The 16,575-nt window shown below is 65.6% G+C and carries 13 protein-coding genes; 5 read left to right on the top strand and 8 right to left on the bottom strand.

Annotation, left to right across the window (positions count from 1 at the left end):
- Positions 1 to 4: 4 nt before the first annotated feature.
- Entirely contained in the window at positions 5 to 1,765 is a 1,761-nt protein-coding gene (locus GTH33_RS15270; protein ID WP_163959128.1) for a cation:proton antiporter, read from the top strand.
- 51 nt (positions 1,766 to 1,816) lie between these two features.
- On the opposite strand, the gene GTH33_RS15265 is transcribed toward GTH33_RS15270, so the two are convergent.
- The 4 genes from GTH33_RS15265 to GTH33_RS15250 all read right to left on the bottom strand — a co-directional run bounded on the left by GTH33_RS15265 (position 1,817) and on the right by GTH33_RS15250 (position 7,943).
- Positions 1,817 to 4,561 (bottom strand): [protein-PII] uridylyltransferase, encoded by a 2,745-nt coding sequence (locus GTH33_RS15265; RefSeq protein ID WP_163959127.1) that lies wholly within the window; start codon positions 4,559 to 4,561, stop codon positions 1,817 to 1,819.
- Positions 4,562 to 4,802: 241 nt separating this feature from the next.
- The gene (gene mutS / locus GTH33_RS15260) at positions 4,803 to 7,382 is read right to left on the bottom strand and encodes a DNA mismatch repair protein MutS (protein ID WP_163960129.1); all 2,580 of its coding nucleotides are present in this window, start codon (positions 7,380 to 7,382) and stop codon (positions 4,803 to 4,805) included.
- Between the two features lie 17 nt (positions 7,383 to 7,399).
- Complete coding sequence (locus GTH33_RS15255; RefSeq protein ID WP_163959126.1) at positions 7,400 to 7,675, bottom strand: type II toxin-antitoxin system RelE/ParE family toxin; 276 nt, start codon at positions 7,673 to 7,675, stop codon at positions 7,400 to 7,402.
- Positions 7,668 to 7,943: a hypothetical protein gene (locus GTH33_RS15250; protein WP_243848123.1), complete on the bottom strand. Its 276-nt coding sequence runs from the start codon at positions 7,941 to 7,943 to the stop codon at positions 7,668 to 7,670. Before GTH33_RS15250 ends, GTH33_RS15255 begins: the two co-directional genes overlap by 8 nt.
- An 88-nt stretch (positions 7,944 to 8,031) precedes the next feature.
- On the opposite strand from GTH33_RS15250, the gene GTH33_RS15245 reads away from it, so the two are divergent.
- The gene (locus GTH33_RS15245; protein ID WP_163959125.1) at positions 8,032 to 10,290 is read left to right on the top strand and encodes an NADP-dependent malic enzyme; all 2,259 of its coding nucleotides are present in this window, start codon (positions 8,032 to 8,034) and stop codon (positions 10,288 to 10,290) included.
- Positions 10,291 to 10,554: 264 nt separating this feature from the next.
- On the opposite strand, the gene GTH33_RS15240 is transcribed toward GTH33_RS15245, so the two are convergent.
- Positions 10,555 to 11,115: an META domain-containing protein gene (locus GTH33_RS15240; RefSeq protein ID WP_243848122.1), complete on the bottom strand. Its 561-nt coding sequence runs from the start codon at positions 11,113 to 11,115 to the stop codon at positions 10,555 to 10,557.
- Here GTH33_RS15240 and GTH33_RS15235 point away from each other — a divergent pair.
- Positions 11,114 to 11,344 carry a hypothetical protein gene (locus tag GTH33_RS15235; RefSeq protein ID WP_163959123.1) on the top strand — a complete coding sequence of 77 codons (231 nt, stop codon included), beginning with the start codon at positions 11,114 to 11,116 and terminating at the stop codon, positions 11,342 to 11,344. The two genes, GTH33_RS15240 and GTH33_RS15235, sit on opposite strands and share 2 nt — an antisense overlap.
- Positions 11,345 to 11,520: 176 nt before the next feature.
- Positions 11,521 to 12,201 (top strand): hypothetical protein, encoded by a 681-nt coding sequence (locus tag GTH33_RS15230; protein ID WP_163959122.1) that lies wholly within the window; start codon positions 11,521 to 11,523, stop codon positions 12,199 to 12,201.
- Positions 12,202 to 12,337: 136 nt separating this feature from the next.
- Here the strand turns inward: GTH33_RS15230 and GTH33_RS15225 are convergent.
- Positions 12,338 to 13,503 (bottom strand): IS3 family transposase gene (locus GTH33_RS15225; RefSeq protein ID WP_163957038.1). Its coding sequence is split into 2 segments (ribosomal slippage): positions 12,338 to 13,242 and positions 13,242 to 13,503, totalling 1,167 coding nucleotides; the frame shifts between segments, so codons are not numbered across the junction.
- A 150-nt stretch (positions 13,504 to 13,653) separates the two neighbouring features.
- Between GTH33_RS15225 and GTH33_RS15220 the strand changes: the two genes are divergently transcribed.
- Positions 13,654 to 14,121, top strand: a complete 468-nt coding sequence (locus GTH33_RS15220; RefSeq protein ID WP_163959121.1) for a hypothetical protein — start codon at positions 13,654 to 13,656, stop codon at positions 14,119 to 14,121.
- A 226-nt stretch (positions 14,122 to 14,347) separates the two neighbouring features.
- On the opposite strand, the gene GTH33_RS15215 is transcribed toward GTH33_RS15220, so the two are convergent.
- Entirely contained in the window at positions 14,348 to 15,136 is a 789-nt protein-coding gene (locus GTH33_RS15215; protein ID WP_163959120.1) for an SDR family oxidoreductase, read from the bottom strand.
- 174 nt (positions 15,137 to 15,310) lie between these two features.
- Entirely contained in the window at positions 15,311 to 16,456 is a 1,146-nt protein-coding gene (locus tag GTH33_RS15210) for an acyl-CoA dehydrogenase family protein (RefSeq protein ID WP_163959119.1), read from the bottom strand.
- Positions 16,457 to 16,575 lie beyond the last annotated feature (119 nt).

Here is a 16,575-nt window from a genome sequence, read left to right as displayed (position 1 = left end):
TTCCTTGCTCGTCAAACTGGCGCTCATCGGCGTGCTCGGCATTGGTGCGCAATGGATCGCCTGGCGCACCGGACGGCCGGCGATCGCGTTGATGCTGATCGCCGGTGTGCTGGCGGGACCCGTCACCGGCCTTATCGATCCGCAGCGGGATTTCGGCGCATTGCAACAGCCGATCATCAAGCTGGCGGTGGCGGTGATCCTGTTCGAAGGCGGGCTCAGCCTCAATTTTCGTGATTTGCGCCACGCGGGATCGGCGGTGCTGCGACTGGTGGTCATTGGCGTGCCAGTCGGATGGGTACTCGGCACGGCCGCCGCCTTCTATGGCGCAGGCCTGCCACTCGGCATTTCGGCGCTGTTCGGCGGAATTCTGGTGGTGACCGGACCGACCGTCATCGGCCCGATGCTGCGGACGTTGCGGGTGCCGGCGAGGGTCCGCGATACGTTGAAGTGGGAAGGGATCGTCAACGATCCGATCGGCGCGCTGCTCGCGGTCGCGATCTACGCCTACATCACCTATATCGGCCCTGACCGCAGCGTGGTGGCGATCGGCTTCGACGTCGCCGCCGCGACCCTCGTCGCGGCGTTGATCGGCGTGGGCCTGGGTTTCGGCCTGACGACGGCGTTCCGCCGCGGCTATATTCCCGAATATCTCAAGGCGCCGAGCGTCCTCGTCACCGTCATCGCCGGCTTCGTGATGGCCGACCTCATCAAGCATGAGACCGGACTGATTACCGTCACGGTCATGGGCGTCGTACTCGCCAATCGCCAGACCCAGTCGACGGCGGCGCTGAAGCACTTCAAGGAAGATCTCGCCGTTCTGCTGATCTCGGGCGTGTTCATCATTCTGTCGGCCACGCTGCAATGGAGCGTCATCGAACGCTTTCAGGCGCGCTTCCTGATCTTCCTGTTCCTGCTGCTGTTCGTGGTGCGGCCGGTGACGGTGCTGGCCAGCCTGATGTTTTCGAACATGCCCTGGCGTGAGCGGTTATTCGTCGCCTGGATCGCGCCGCGCGGCGTGGTCGCGATTGCGGTGACCAGCCTGTTCGCGCTGCGCCTCGACGATTTCGGCATGAAAGATGCCGACGCGCTCGTGCCGCTGGTGTTCGGCGTGGTGGTCGCGACGATCTTTGCCCATGGTTTTTCCGCCGGCTGGGTCGCGCGACGGCTGGGCATCGACAAGGGTAAGGGCGAGGGCGTGCTGCTGGTCGGCGCAAACGCCTTCACCGCCGCGCTGGGTGTGGCGTTGCAGGGGATGGGGCTGAAGGTGACCGTCGCGGACACCGCGAAGTTCGCGCTGCGCGCCGCACGCAAGAAGCAGCTGGACGTGCATCGCGGCGACATCCTCGACGAGGTGACGCAGGACACGCTCGACATGCTGCAGTTCCAGCATGTGATCGCCGCGACCGACAGCGATTCCTACAATGCGCTGGTCTGCGCGGACCTGGGACCCGAGGTGGGTACCGACAAGCTGACCCAGACCGGCGTCGACGAGGATCGCCGCGCGCGCGGCCGAGGGCGGGTGCTGCTGGAGGGCGGGGAGACGATCGACGAACTGCAACAGCGGGTGGCCGCGGGCTGGTCGTTCGGCCGCACCCGGATCACCGACATGCACACCTACGACGCCTATCGCGCCCGGCTTTCCGCGGCGGCGGAGCCCGTGGCGGTAATGAAGCCGGACAGGCGCCTGCTGCTCTTTTCGACCACCCAGCGTCCGGTCGTGGAGACGGGCGACACCATGCTGACATTCGCCCCGCCGGAGGCATGAGGAGGGGGCCACACGGCCGCATCTCCCTACGATTGCACGGCATTTTGGTGGTCAGGCGGCCATGTCCATGGCCTCCCCCGCCGCCGCGGTGCGCAGCCGCTTTTCCAGCGCCTTCAATCGTGCCGGTGCGACGATGCGGTCGCCGGTCAGATCGGTGACGTAGAAGGTGTCGACCGCACGCTCGCCATAGGTCGCGACATGCGCTGAATGCAGCGTCACCTTCGACTGGAACAGCGCCTGCGCCAATTGGTTGAGCAGCGCCGGGCGATCGCGCGCATTGACCTCGATCACGGTGAAGCGGTTCGACGCGCGATTGTCGATCAGTACGTTCGGCACGATTTCGAACGCATCGGCGCGGGTGCGTGGTGCGGGCTTCGCCTCCAGCCGGTCGGCGAGCTTGCCGCGGTTGGCCAGGGCATCCTCGATCGCGGTCTTCAACCGGCCGAGCTGGCTGAGGTCGTCGAAGGGGCGGCCGAACGGGTCCTGCACCAGGAAGTTATCGATCGCCATGCCGTCGCGCGTGGTGTGGATGCGTGCGTCGATGATGTTGCCGCCGGCGACATGGATCGCACCGGCGATGCGATAGAACAGGCCGGGGTGATCGGCGGCATAGATGGTCACCAGCGTCGCGCCGCGTTCGGAATAGACCTGCGCATCGATCGAGAGCTGCGCATCACCGGCCGCGGCCATGAATCGCGCGTTGTGCGCCAGCACGTCGTCGGGCTCCGCGATCCAATAAGCCTCCGGAAAGCGCCGCACGAAGGCGGCAAATCGCGCATCGTCCCAGCCGAGCGTCGCCTGTAGCGTCGCCTGCCGCGCCGTGATCCGTTCGCCGCGGCCACGCTGCTTGTGGCCGAGGCGCAGAACCTCCTCGGCCGCCTCGAACAGGTCGGCGAGCAGCTGACGCTTCCACCCGTTCCACGTACCGGGGCCGACGGCGCGAATATCGACGATGGTCAGCACGAGCAGCAGCCGCAGCCGTTCCGGACTTTGCACCACCTCGCAGAAATCGAGGATCGTCTTGAAATCGCTCAGGTCCCGCTTGAACGCGGTCGCGGACATCAGCAGGTGCCAGCGTACCAGCCAGGCGACGGTGTCGGTTTCCGCCGGCGTCAGCCCGAAGCGCGGGCAGAGCCGCTCGGCCACCTCCGCGCCCAGGATCGAATGATCGCCGCCGCGCCCCTTGGCGATATCGTGCAGCAGCACCGCGACGAACAGGACCCGGCGCGACACGATATGCTTGATAATGGCGGAGGAGAGGGGGTGATCGTCCTTCAGCGCGCCGCTTTCGATCCGGGCGAGCAGGCCGATCGCGCGGATCGTATGTTCGTCGACGGTGTAATGGTGATACATGTCGAATTGCATCTGCGCGACGACACGGCCGAAATCGGGAACGAAGCGGCCGAACACCCCCGCCTCGTTCATCCAGCGCAACACGAGTTCGGGGTCGCGCGGGCTGGTCAGCACGTCGAGGAACAGCGCGTTGGCGCGCGGGTCGCGGCGGTGGGCAGCGATCAATCGCGCGTCGCGATTGGCGGCGCGCATCGCCAGCGGATGGATTTCGACCCCGTGCAGGTCGGCGAGCTGGAATATCTCGATCAGGCGCACCGGGTCTTCGACGAAATAATCATCGCTCGGCAGAGCCAACCGGCCGCGATCGAGCACGAACCCGTGCAGTTTGCCGGGCCGTCGCCGGATGGTCGGCAGGCCGAACCGTCGCCCACGCGCCGCGAACCGTTCGTCGAGGTGCGCCAGGAACACGCCGGTGAGGTCGCCGACCGTCTTCGCCTGCAAAAAGTAATATTGCATGAAGCGTTCGACCGCGGATTTGCCCGGGCGATCGGAAAACCGCATGCGCGTCGCGATTTCGCGCTGCACGTCGAACGTCAGCCGATCCTCCGCCCGCCGTGTCACGCTATGCAGATGGCAGCGGACCGCCTGCAGGAAGTTGTCGGCGCGGTGGAACAGCTTGTATTCCTCCGCCGTCAGCAAGCCGGCATCGACGAGGTCGGCGCCGCGCTGCACGTCGTGGATATACTTGCCGATCCAGAACAGCGCGTGCAGGTCGCGAAGGCCGCCCTTGCCCTCCTTCACATTGGGTTCGACGACATAGCGGGTGTCGCCCATCTTGCGATGGCGCGCGTCGCGTTCGGCGAGCTTGTCGGCGATGAACTGGCGTTCGGTGCCATGCTGCACCTCCGCCTTGAAGCGTTTCGCCGCCTCTTCGTACAAGGTCGTGTCGCCGGTGACGTAGCGCGCCTCGAGCAGCGCGGTGCGGATCGTCACGTCGGCCTTGGACTGGCGCACCATATCGTCCAGCGAGCGGCTGGAATGGCCGACCTTCAACGCCATGTCCCATAGCGCGTAGAGCATCGATTCGATGACCTGTTCGGCCCAGGGCGTCTGCTTGCCGGGGGTCAGGAAACCGATGTCGACATCGGAAAACGGCGCCATCTCCGCCCGCCCGTAACCGCCGACCGCGATTAGCGTCAGCCGTTCGCCCGCAGTCGGATTGGCGAGCGGATGCAGCCGCTGCGTCGCGAGATCGAACAGCACGCGCAGCAGCTGGTCGACCAGATAGGCCTGTGCGTTCGACGCCTCCAACCCGCGCGAGGGGTGCGCGGCGAGCCGCCGCTGGATTTCGGCCCGCCCGTCGGCCAGCGCGCCCTTGAGGATCGCCGTCGCCTGGATACGAAGGGCGGTGTCGCTGGCGTCTATCGCTGCGATGCGATCGGCGAGCGCCCGGCGATCGACGATCGCGCGGCGGTTGGGGAGATGGTCGAAACGGCCGCTCATCGAATCGCGCCGGTCATGGCGAGGCCGCGCAACGCACCCCGGCCCGCAGCGCGGAAGTTGCCGAAGTTGACACTACGTCGCGATCGGAGACGAGGGTGGCAGGAGGTGCGGCGGCGCAGGGCAGCAAGGCGATCGGGGCGGGAGACCGGCATGACGCACGCTCGATAGCCGAAGCCTGGCGTGTAGGACAGCGGTTGCTGGTCCATCGTGCCGGCGGCGTCTGAGCCTGCGCCTTGCGGCCTCATCCCTCCCGCGCCAGCGCCTTCAATCGATAGAGCGTGTCGAGCGCCTCGCGCGGAGTCAGTGCATCGACGTCCAGCGCCTCCACCTCGCTGCGGATCGCGTCGCATTGCTCCGCTTCCGCCACCTGCGCGGCGGCGAACAGCGGCAGGTCGTCGAGCCCCGCCGCGAGGCCGCCGGTCCTGGCGCGCCCCGCCTCCAGCTTCGCCAGCACCGCTTTCGCCCGCGCCACCGTCGCCGGCGGCATCCCCGCCAGCCGTGCGACGGCAAGGCCGTAGCTGCGATCCGCCGGTCCGGTGCTCAATTCGTGGAGGAGCACCAGCTCGCCCTTCCATTCGCGGGCGCGGACATGGTGCAGCGTCAGCGCCTCGCAGCGTTCGGCGAGGCGGGTCAATTCGTGATAATGCGTCGCGAACAGGCAGCGGCAGCGATTGTCCTCATGGATCGCCTCCACCACCGCCCAGGCGATGGCGAGGCCGTCATAGGTGGATGTGCCGCGCCCGACCTCGTCGAGGATCACGAAGCTGTTCGGCGTCGCCTGCGCCAGGATCGCCGCGGTCTCCACCATCTCGACCATGAAGGTCGATCGGCCGCGCGCCAGATTGTCCGATGCGCCGACGCGGCTGAACAGGCGGTCGACCATGCCCAGCGTCGCCTTGGTCGCGGGCACGTAGCTGCCCGCCTGCGCCAGCACCGCGATCAGCGCATTCTGGCGCAGGAAGGTCGACTTGCCGCCCATGTTCGGCCCGGTGACCAGCCACAGGCGCGAATCCGGCGATAGCGAACAATCGTTGGCGACGAAGCGGTCACCCGAACGCGCCACCGCGGCCTCCACGACCGGGTGCCGCCCGCCCGCGATGTCGAAACAGGCATGATCGACCAGGTGCGGCCGCGCCCATTGCCCCTCCGCCGCGCGTTCCGCCAGCGCGGCGGCGACGTCGATTCGGGCAAGCGCGTCGGCCGTGGCGGCGATCGCCTCGCGATGCGCCAGCGCGGCGGCGGTGAGGTCGGCCAGATGCGCAGCCTCTGCGGCGAGCGCGTGCGCGCCGGCCTGCGACACCTTTGCCGCGACCTCATGCAGGGCGGGGGTGTTGAAGCGGACGACCCCGGCCAGCGTCTGGCGATGCGTGAAGCCGCTGTCGGGCTTCATCAGCGGGTCGGCGGACCGCGCCGGCACCTCGACATGATAGCCGAGCACGTTGTTGTGGCGGACCTTCAGTGCGGTAATGCCGGTCGCCGCCTTCATGTCGGCTTCCAGCGCGGCGATGGCGCGGCGCCCGCCTGCGCCCGCATCGCGCAGATCGTCGAGCGCGAGGTCGTAGCCGGCGGCGATATAGCCGCCCTCGCTCGCCTCGATCGGCGGCGCGGGTACCAGTGCGCGCCTGAGCAGGTCGACGAGCGCACCATGCCCGCGCAGTTTCGGCGCGACGCGGTCGAGCAGCGCCAGCGGCGCATCGATCTTCGCCAGCCGTTCGCCGAGGTGCCACGCGCCATCCAGGCCGTCGCGCAACTGGCCGAGATCGCGGGGGCTTCCACGCCCCGCCGCCAGTCGCCCGATCGCCCGCCCGATGTCCGGCAGCGCCCGCAATGCGGCGCGCACCTGTTCGCGCTGGCCCGCCGCATCGTGGAAATACTGGACCAGATCCAGCCGGGCATCGACCGCCGCCTTGTCCATCAACGGCGCACCGAGATCGGCGGCGAGCAACCGCGCGCCCGCGCCGGTCACCGTGCGATCGATGCAATCGAGCAGGCTGCCCTTGCGCTGCCCCCCGGTGGTGCAGGTCAGTTCAAGGCTCTCGCGCGTCGCCGCGTCGATCGCCATCGTTTCCGCCGCCCGGGTCAGCCGCGGCGGACGCAGGAAGGGGAGGGCGCCCTTTGCGGTATGTTCCAGATACGCGACCAGCCCGCCCGCGGCGGCCAGCCCGGCGCGACTGAACTGGCCAAAGCCATCCAGCGTGGCGACGCCGAACAGCGCCTGCAACCGCGTTTCGCCGCTGCCGCTGTCGAAGCCCTGCTTCGGGCGCAGCGTGGTCGCGACATGGGTCTGCTCGCCAGCCTCCGACGCCACCACCTCGGCCGCGCCCAGCCGTGCGAGTTCGGCGCCGAGCGCGTCGGCGGAACAGTCGATCAGTTCGAAGCGGCCGGTCGACACGTCGGCGGCGGCGATCGCGACCGCGCCTGCCGCCTCGCCGATGGCGATGCACCAATTGTCCTGCCGCGCGTCGAGCAGCGCCTCTTCGGTCAGCGTGCCCGCGGTGACGACGCGGACGATGCCGCGCGCGACCAGCGCCTTGTAGCCGCCGCGCGCCTTCGCTTCGGCCGGCGTCTCGGTCTGTTCGGCGATGGCGACACGGTGTCCCGCCTTGATGAGCCGTTGCAGATAGGCGGTCGCGGCATGCACCGGCACGCCGCACATCGGAATCTTCTCGCCATCATGCTCGCCGCGCGACGTCAGCGCGATGTCGAGCACCTGCGATGCGATCCGGGCATCCTCGAAGAACATCTCGAAGAAATCGCCCATGCGATAGAAGAGCAGGCAATCCTCCGCCTCGGCCTTGAGGCTGAGGTATTGCGCCATCATCGGGGTGGGGGTGGACGTCATGACAGCGACTGTCGACGACCATGGCGCACGTCGACGATGACGACGGTTCCGTCGATTATTCTGTAACGAATGATGTACGGCGACACGCCGGTCATTTCGCGCGCGCCGTTCCTGCCGGGTCGTCTACGGTCGGGAAAGTCGGCCAGGCTTTCGCCGAGCGCGATCAGCCGTTGCGCGATCTTCTGCGCCGCAATCGGGTCGTCTGCTGCGATATATGCCGTGATTTCGTCGATTTTCGCGATGACGTCGTCCGGCCAGACGACCTCAGCCATCGTGCCTTGTCAACCATTCCCTGAAGGGCCGATGATCGGGCGTCCCGCATGTGCGCAGCCACTGGCTGACCGTCGCATGACTGTGGACGCGCCCCGCCGCATAGTCGGCCAGCGCGCGTTCCTCGCTCCGCGTATCGGGATCGTCGCCATGCCGGATACCCGGCGCCGGCGGCAGGCTCGCCAGCCAATCGGATATCTCGCCCTCCGACATGTCGGCGAGGGCCTTGGGCGGCGTATGCGCCGTGAAATCGCCGGGGTCGCGGTCCATGGTTGTGGCTATACCCCCTCTCGCCGCGGGTTGAAACCCCGCGCCCAAACCGCCAAGAGCCCTAGCGTCAGCCCGTCAGCGAGGTCCCATGTCCGACGAAGCGTCCATCCAATTCTCCGAGCGCGAGGCGCTGCTGTTCCATTCGGAGGGGCGCCCCGGCAAGATCGAGATCATCGCATCGAAGCCGATGGCGACGCAGCGCGACCTCGCGCTCGCCTATTCGCCGGGCGTTGCGGTGCCGGTGCAGGCGATCGCCGACGATCCCTCAACCGCCTATGATTACACCGCAAAGGGCAATCTGGTCGCGGTCATTTCCAACGGCACCGCGATCCTTGGCATGGGCAATCTCGGGGCGCTGGCGTCGAAGCCGGTGATGGAGGGCAAGGCGGTGCTGTTCAAACGCTTCGCCGACGTCGATTCGATCGACATCGAGCTGAAGACCGAGGACGTCGATCGCTTCATCGACGCGGTCGAGCTGATGGAGCCGACCTTCGGCGGCATCAACCTCGAGGATATCAAGGCGCCTGAATGCTTCATCATCGAGCAGACGCTGCGCGAGCGGATGAATATTCCCGTCTTCCATGACGACCAGCACGGCACCGCGATCATCTGCGCGGCCGGCCTCATCAACGCCTGCCTGCTGACCGGGCGCCGGCTGGACGAGGTGAAGATCGTCGTCAACGGCGCGGGTGCGGCGGCGATCGCCTGCACCGAGCTGATGAAGGCGATGGGCGTGCGCCACAACAACGTCATCATGTGCGATCGCACCGGCGTGATCTACCAGGGCCGCGAGGACGTGAACCAGTGGCAGTCGGCGCATGCCGCGGTCACCGACCGCCGCACGCTGACCGAGGCGCTGGAGGGAGCCGACGTGTTCCTCGGCCTGTCCGCCGCCGGGGCGCTGAAGCCCGAGATGGTGACGCACATGGCCAAGGCGCCGATCATCTTCGCGATGGCCAACCCCGAACCGGAGATCCGCCCCGAACTCGCCAAGGCGGCGCGGCCGGACGCGATCATCGCCACCGGCCGGTCGGATTATCCCAACCAAGTCAACAACGTCATTGGCTTCCCCTTCATCTTCCGCGGGGCGCTCGACGTGCGCGCGACGGGGATCAACGATGCGATGAAGATCGCCGCCGCCAACGCCATCGCCGAACTGGCGCGCGAACGGGTGCCCGAGGAGGTCGCGCTGGCGTATGGCGTCCAGCACAGCTTCGGCCCCGAATATATCATCCCCGCGCCGTTCGATCCGCGGCTGATGGAGCTGGTGCCGTCGGCGGTGGCCAAGGCGGCGATGGATTCCGGCGTCGCGACCAAGCCGATCCTCGACATGGAGGCCTATCGCCAGAAGCTGCGTGCCCGCTTGAACCCGACGACGTCGGTGCTCAGCCTCGCCTACGAAGGCGCACGGGCGCGGCCGAAGCGGGTGCTGTTCGCCGAGGGCGAGGAGGAAGTGGTGCTGCGCGCCGCCATCGCCTTCAAGGAAGGCGGCTATGGCACGCCGGTGCTGGTCGGGCGCGACGACGTCTACGACCGCCTGCAGGCGCTGGGCGTCGCCAACCCGCAGGAATATGAGGTCCACAACAGCCGCCATTCGCCGCTGGTCCCGGCGATGGTCGACTTCGTCTATGCCCGGCTGCAACGCCGCGGCTATCTGCGCCGCGACGTCGAGCGGATGATCAACCAGGATCGCAACGTCTTCGGTGCGGCGCTGCTGCAACTGGGCGAAGCGGATGCGATGATAACCGGCATTACGCGGACATGGTCCGAATCGATGCGCCAGGTGAAGCGGGTGATCGATCCCGAGGCGGGGCGCACCCCGTTCGGCATCCACGTCCTCGTCGGGCAAAGCCACACCGTCTTTATCGCCGACACCACCGTCAACGAGCGGCCGACCGGCGAACAGCTCGCCGACTTCGCCGAACAGACCGCGCAGGTCGCGCGCCGGATGGGCCACGAACCGCGCGTCGCGATGCTGAGCTATTCCACCTTCGGCAACCCCAAGGGCGCTTGGGTCGACAACATCCGCGATGCCGTATCGGTGCTCGACGGCCGCAACGTCGGCTTCGAATATGAAGGCGAGATGCCGCCCGACGTTGCGCTCAATCCAAAGCAGCTCAAGAAATATCCGTTCGCGCGCCTGTCGGGCCAGGCCAACATCCTCATCATGCCCGGCCTGCAATCGGCGCACATCTCGGCCAAGCTGCTACGCGAACTGGGCGGCGACAACGTCATCGGCCCAATGCTGATCGGCATGGAAAAGCCGGTGCAGATCGCGCCGATGACATCGACCGCGAGCGAACTGGTGACGCTGGCGGTGCTGGCGGCGGGCGGCATCGCACGCTAGGCGAGGGCGGCGGGCGGTGTCGGCGACGACCGGTCCCGCCCAATCTCGGTCGGGCAAGCTGGCGATCCGGGAATTCGAAAACGGCCATTCGTTAAGCGCGATCTTTCCCGTTTCTCCGTCTCCGCCATGCCTTTTCGGGAAAGAGCAATCGGGAACAGATTTTGGGAAGCAGGCGCCGCGGACGACCGTCGCCGCGGCCTCCCGGGCAATTGTCCTCCCTGTCGGGAAAGATTGATTGTAGAAGTGGCAGCCAGCGCTATCACGTCAGCGCTTGGCTTCTCGCGGGTTCACCGGGTCGTGACAATCGAGATTGTTTGGATCGGCGGAGCGACAGTCGGTCGATGTCTGCGCTGTTGGACCTATCGCCTTCAAAACGGCCATCGTGCCGTCATCGAAGCGTAGGAGCAGATCGCCGCGATCAATCGACCATTTCCGAGCTTTCGTCATCAGCGTCCAAAAATGGTTGGCGATCTGTGTCGCCACTACATTGTTACACCCCGCGACTGTCATTATCGTCGGCTGTGACGGATCACGCGCGAATGACCCCTCGGCATCCGTCGTAGCGGTCCAAGTGAATTCCCTGCCACCGACACTATTGCAGCTGGCGGTTCCCGCGATGCCGTGGTCGGGTAGCAGTCGCAGCGTGACCGCCTCGTGACGGGATCGCGGAACGTGTCGGCGTTGAAGAGACCGAAGCGCCCACACCGATCCCGTCAATGACTGGTATGCTGCCGGGTGAGAGGAAGTTGCGGTTGGAGCACAGCCGGGCAGAGCGGGAAATATAAGGACGGACAAGCCGATTATCGTGTGCCGTAGAACGGCCATGACGGGTCTTTCCCTTTCTCTGATGCTGAAGCGCATGCCAAGCGCGGCATGCTCCCGTCGCAAGACCCAAGAGCATGATGCCGATCAAAGGATCGGACAAGGCAGCGTTTCCCACAACTCGATCGATTCCGAGAACGCCCGCGCCGTCTCGCTGGCCGTTCCCAAACGCGAAGCAGTAGGTGAGCCGGCATCAAGCAGCACTTTTGGAGATCACGTCGATCATCATTGATACGTTCCAAACGGGATCGCATGTGCAGGGTTGGTTCGGATAAGAGCATCGGCCAGCCCGAATGCACATCGCCCGTGGCCACGACCGTCGCGCTCCCTCGTGTGGATTGGCCGACCCTCGATAACTCTTTCACCTCTACTTGCTATCGGCTTGACCGGAACCAGGGGAGGAAGCGCGTGAACCGATCGTTACCGAACATATTGCTGTTGATCTCAGTATCGTCATGTGGCGCAAGCGAGGGGCAGCGCGCCTCTCTGGCCTATGACGTGAATGGTCGCCGTACCCTTCACGCCTACGACCTGAAACCCGCGAAGAGCTTAGGTCAGGCGGAAATCATCGCCCAGCGCCTTTATGGCACGCGCAACCTTCAGCGCCCTGACGAGGCATACTTTTGTACATCGCGCGATACCGGACCCGATCAGTACATCAATCGGCGTAACCAATCTGGCAGACCCTCCAAGATATTCCTCGCATGTCGATTTGGTACTTCCCGCTGGTCTCCACCTGCTAACTTAGTCGAGGCAGCGACGGAACATGCAAAACGCGAATCTGCCGTGATCCGGATCGAATGGGACAGATTACCGGATCGGTACGCGCTGAAGAGATTTGAAATCGAGCTGGATCATCGACCGGCGTTGGATTTCCGATCTCAGAATCTAACCGAACAGGAATTGTCTGCACTGGACATACGCGTGCACGAAATGACCATACCGTCGAGCCCGCAAGAAGACTTCATCTTTCACCTGACGGCACGAGTTCCGTCGCGCCAAAACAGTGGCATAAAGGCAGTTGGTCCGATCATACCTGTAGAGATCGAGGGTTCTGCGATGCCGATGCCGGAGTGGTTATTGTACTAAGCGCAGCCTGTACTTCGTGACGCGGAGACGTGAGGAATCCCGTTTTGCCATCCCGATGGGAAAGCGCCGACCGTCTCGCCGGGCCTTCGTTTTCGGGAAGGGCGTCCGTTGTCTTCGGTGACGTGACCCCAGTCTTTCATCCAGCTGCGACCAGAGACCGACCGGTGTTGTTGCGCATGAGCGCAGTTGAAGCAATGGGCGGGGTTAACCCCGCCCATTGCTGTTCGAGCCCGGCAGCGAACGCAGCCGGGGTAGCGTAGCCTAGCGACGAGTGCGGCCGCTCGGTGTTGTAGTCGTCGACCCAGCGCGCCAGGATCGAGCGGGCCTGGCGAACCGTGAAGAATAGCGTCTCGTTGAGCAGCTCGTCGCGCATGCGACCGTTGAAGCTCTCGACGAACCCGTTCTGCGTCGGCTTGCCCGGCGCGATGTAATGCCACTCGACGCCCGCGTCGCTGGACCAGGCAAGCACCGCGTTCGACGTCAGTTCGGTCCCGTTGTCGCTGACGATCATCTTTGGCCTGCCACGTTCCGCGATCAGATCGGTCAACTCGCGCACGACCCGCCGGCCCGAAATCGACGTGTCCACCACTGCCCGAAGGCACTCGCGCGTCACGTCGTCGACGATGTTGAGCACGCGGAACCGTCGGCCAGTGACGAGCTGGTCGTGCACGAAGTCCAGGCTCCAGCGCTGGTTGGGGAGCGCCAGCACCGGCGCAGGTGCCCGCGCGCCACCGGCGCGCCTTCGTCCCTTCCGGCGCCTGACCGTCAGCCCTTCCTCACGGTAGAGCCGCTGGGTCTTCTTGCGGTTGATCGTGATGCCGTCCCGGCGCAGCAGGATGTGCAGCCGTCGATAGCCGAACCGTCGGCGCTGCTGCGCCAGCTCGCGCAGACGCGACCGAAGGTCGCCATCATCTGCCCGGCACGAGCGATACCGCATGCTCGTGCGGTCCGCCCCGACGACAGCACACGCCCGCCGCTCGCTCATCCCCAACGTCGCCTGGAGATGCGCAACCGCTTGTCGCTTCGCGGCGGGCGTCACCACTTTTTTGACAGCAGGTCTTTCAACCCCGCGTTGTCCAGCATCGTGTCCGCAAGCAGCCGCTTGAGCCGCGCGTTCTCCTCTTCAAGCGACCTCAGACGCTTCGCGTCAGATACCTCCAGGCCGCCGAACTTCGCCTTCCATGCATAGTAGGTCGCGCTCGACATGCCGTGCTTGCGGCACAGTTCCGTCACCACCGCACCCGCCTCGGCCTCCTTCAGGATGCCGATGATCTGCTCTTCCGAAAACTGCTTCCGCTTCATTCCGTCCGTCCCTTCGAGGGGCCGGTCTCTAGGTCCAGGTGGATGAAGAAACGGGGGTCACGTCATCGGGAGCTCATTCTGGCGGCGGAAAGGCGTCTTTGAATTGCCACACACAAATGGTTGGCTGCATCCCCAATCTGGGAGGATTTGATGCTCTTCGTCGCCAGCGTTCTATTGCAGGTCGGTCCGTATGCGGCGTGGAAGGAACGCCATCAACCAGACATGCCGGTATTCCCACCCTGTGTTTTGCAAACAGCATCAACGATGGCCACTAGCATGGCGCAACTGCCGCCGGATGTTGTCGAGGAGTTTCATCGGGCAATCGGCAATCGCAAGGTTTCAGATGCAGGTGGCCCTTTCAACAGCACGGACGTTATCGATGACGAGGATGTACCGCAGCATCGCTTCCTGCGTGCTTACAACATCGCTGGATATTGGGTTATCTGGTTTGAACTCGGTGGCCGCGTCAGCGGACCGCGCACGATCGCCTTCACGCGAGAGCGCAGCCAGCGCAACAAGGAGCGCAAATATGTCGTCCAGCATGGCACGAGATTTGTCGGCAACCTTTGTGCGGCCACAAACGCGATTGCGGACGGTGCAAGATCAACAGAGTACTAACCGTCTTCCAAAACGGCAAACGGGTGCGCCAGCGGCCTTCGTCGCAGATTGGCACTGCTAGCGTATCAATTTGGATACCCGACGCGGGATTTGAGAAGGTCTTTCTTTTCCGATATTCGATCGTTACTAGGAAAATCGGTGCTGCGTGATGTCGGCTATCGCTACCGGCGTCCCCGCACACCGACAGTTCGCCCTCCCCACAACACCCCCGCCTCGCGCCACCCACCTACGCGTCGATGCTGGTGCCCAGTGCGGCGTGTACCAGGCCGCCGTCGACGGTGATCGTTTCGCCCACCACGTAATCGCCGGCGCGGCTGGCGAGGTAGATGGCGGCGCCGGCCATGTCTTCGTCGACGCCGATCCGGCCGGCCGGAATGCCGCGGGCGATGGCGTCGCCGTGGTCGCGTGCGGCCTTGTTCATATCGCTGGGGAAGGCGCCGGGGGCGATCGAGGTGACGTTGATCGCATCCTTCACCAGCCGTGCCGCCAGCCGCTTGGTCAGGTAGATCAGCGCCGATTTCGAGGCGTGATAGCTGTACGTTTCCCACGGATTGAGGCGCTGGCCGTCGATCGAGGTGATATTGATGACCTTGGCCGGGCGCTGCGGCGTGCCTGCGGCCTTCAGCAGCCCGTGCAGCGCCTGCGTCAGGAAGAAGGGCGACTTGACGTTGAGGTCCATGACCTTGTCCCAACCCGTTTCCGAAAACTCCTCGAACGGCACGCCCCAGGCGGCACCGGCATTGTTGACGAGGATGTCGAGCCGGCCTTCGTGCGCGGCCAGCTGTTCCGCCAGCGCCTGGCAGCCGGCGACCGTGCTGACGTCCTGGGGCAGGGGGATGCAATTGGGCCCCAGCTCTGCTGCGGCGTCGGCGCAGGCGGCGGCCTTGCGCGACGAGATATAGACCCTGGCGCCCTGGGCGATGAAGCCCGCCGCGATCATCTTGCCGATGCCGCGGCTGCCGCCGGTGACCAGCGCGACCTTGCCGTCGAGGCGGAAGAGGGTGGTGGTGTCCATGGTGTATCCTCCCGATTGGAATGCGTCATTGGGGCGCGATGCCTGACCCGTCGCCTTGCCCTGTCGTCATCCCCGCACAGGCGGGGGACCATAGTTGTGGACAAGGCGGCTCACGCGCACCCTGCGCGTCTGATCGCCGCCTGTGCGGGGATGACGATCGGCGGGGTCATCGCCTCATCCTCCGCGCTTCATCGTTTCGCGGGCGATGATGACCTGCTGGATCTGGCTGGTGCCTTCGTAGATGCGGAACAGGCGCACGTCGCGGTACAGCCGTTCGATCCCGTAGTCGGCGATATACCCCGCCCCGCCGTAGATCTGCACCGCCTTGTCCGCGACGCGTCCGACCATCTCGCTCGCGAAATATTTCGCCGCTGCCGATTCCAGCACGACGTCCTCGCCGCGATCCTTTTTCGCCGCCGTTTCCAGCACCATCGCCCGCGCGACCAGCGCCTCGGTCTTCATGTCGGCGATCATGCCCTGGATCAGCTGGTGGCTGGCGATCGGCGCGCCGAACTGGCTGCGGCTGCCCGCATAGGCGACGCTGTCGGCGATCAGCCGTTCGGCGACACCGACGCACACCGCACTGATGTGCAACCGCCCGCGGTCGAGGACGCGCATCGCGATCTTGAAGCCTTCGCCTTCCGCGCCCAGCCGGTTCGCCGCCGGCACCGGCACGTCGTCGAAATGCACGTCGGCGACCTTTGCGCCCTTCTGCCCCATCTTCTTTTCGGGTTCGCCGATGGTGATGCCGGGCAGGTCCTTCGGCACCAGGAAGGCGGAGACGCCGCGTGCGCCCTTGTCCTCGCCGGTGCGGGCCATCACGGTGAACAGCTGCGCCTTGTCGGCATTGGTGATGTAGCGCTTGGTGCCGGTCAGGCGGTAGACGTCGCCGTCCTTCACCGCCCGCGTCTTCACCGCGCCTGAATCGCTGCCGACATCGGGTTCGGTCAGCGCGAAGCTGGTGACGATATCGCCACTTGCGATTCTCGGTAGCCATGCCGCCTTTTGTTCGGGGGTGCCGGCCATCACCAGTCCCTGGCTGCCGATGCCGACATTGGTGCCGAACGTCGAGCGGAACGCGGGCGTGGTCCGCCCCATTTCGATGGCGACGCGGCATTCCTCGACCATGTCGAGGCCCAGGCCGCCGAATTCCTCGGCGATCGACAGGCCGAACAGTCCCATGTCCTTCATGTCGGCGATCACCGCGTCGGGAATGGCGTCGGCCGCCTCCACGTCGCCCTCCAGCGGGCGCAGGCGTTCGGCGACGAAGCGGCGGACCGTGTCGATCAGCGCGTCGAAGGTGTCGGCATCGAGGGCCATGGCGTTTCCCTTGCGAAGCCCCGCATACCGGGGCGAACGATGCCGAGGTGGTTAGAACGGGACCGTGCCGGCTGCAAACCCGAATTTCGAAAAGCGATCGGTTGACCCGTTTAAGTGCC

It is taken from the genome of Sphingomonas insulae, from assembly GCF_010450875.1.
GTDB classification, from domain to species: Bacteria; Pseudomonadota; Alphaproteobacteria; order Sphingomonadales; family Sphingomonadaceae; genus Sphingomonas; species Sphingomonas insulae.
The sequence above is the reverse complement of the archived record's forward strand: the minus strand, read 5'-3'. Positions and strand labels throughout refer to the sequence as shown.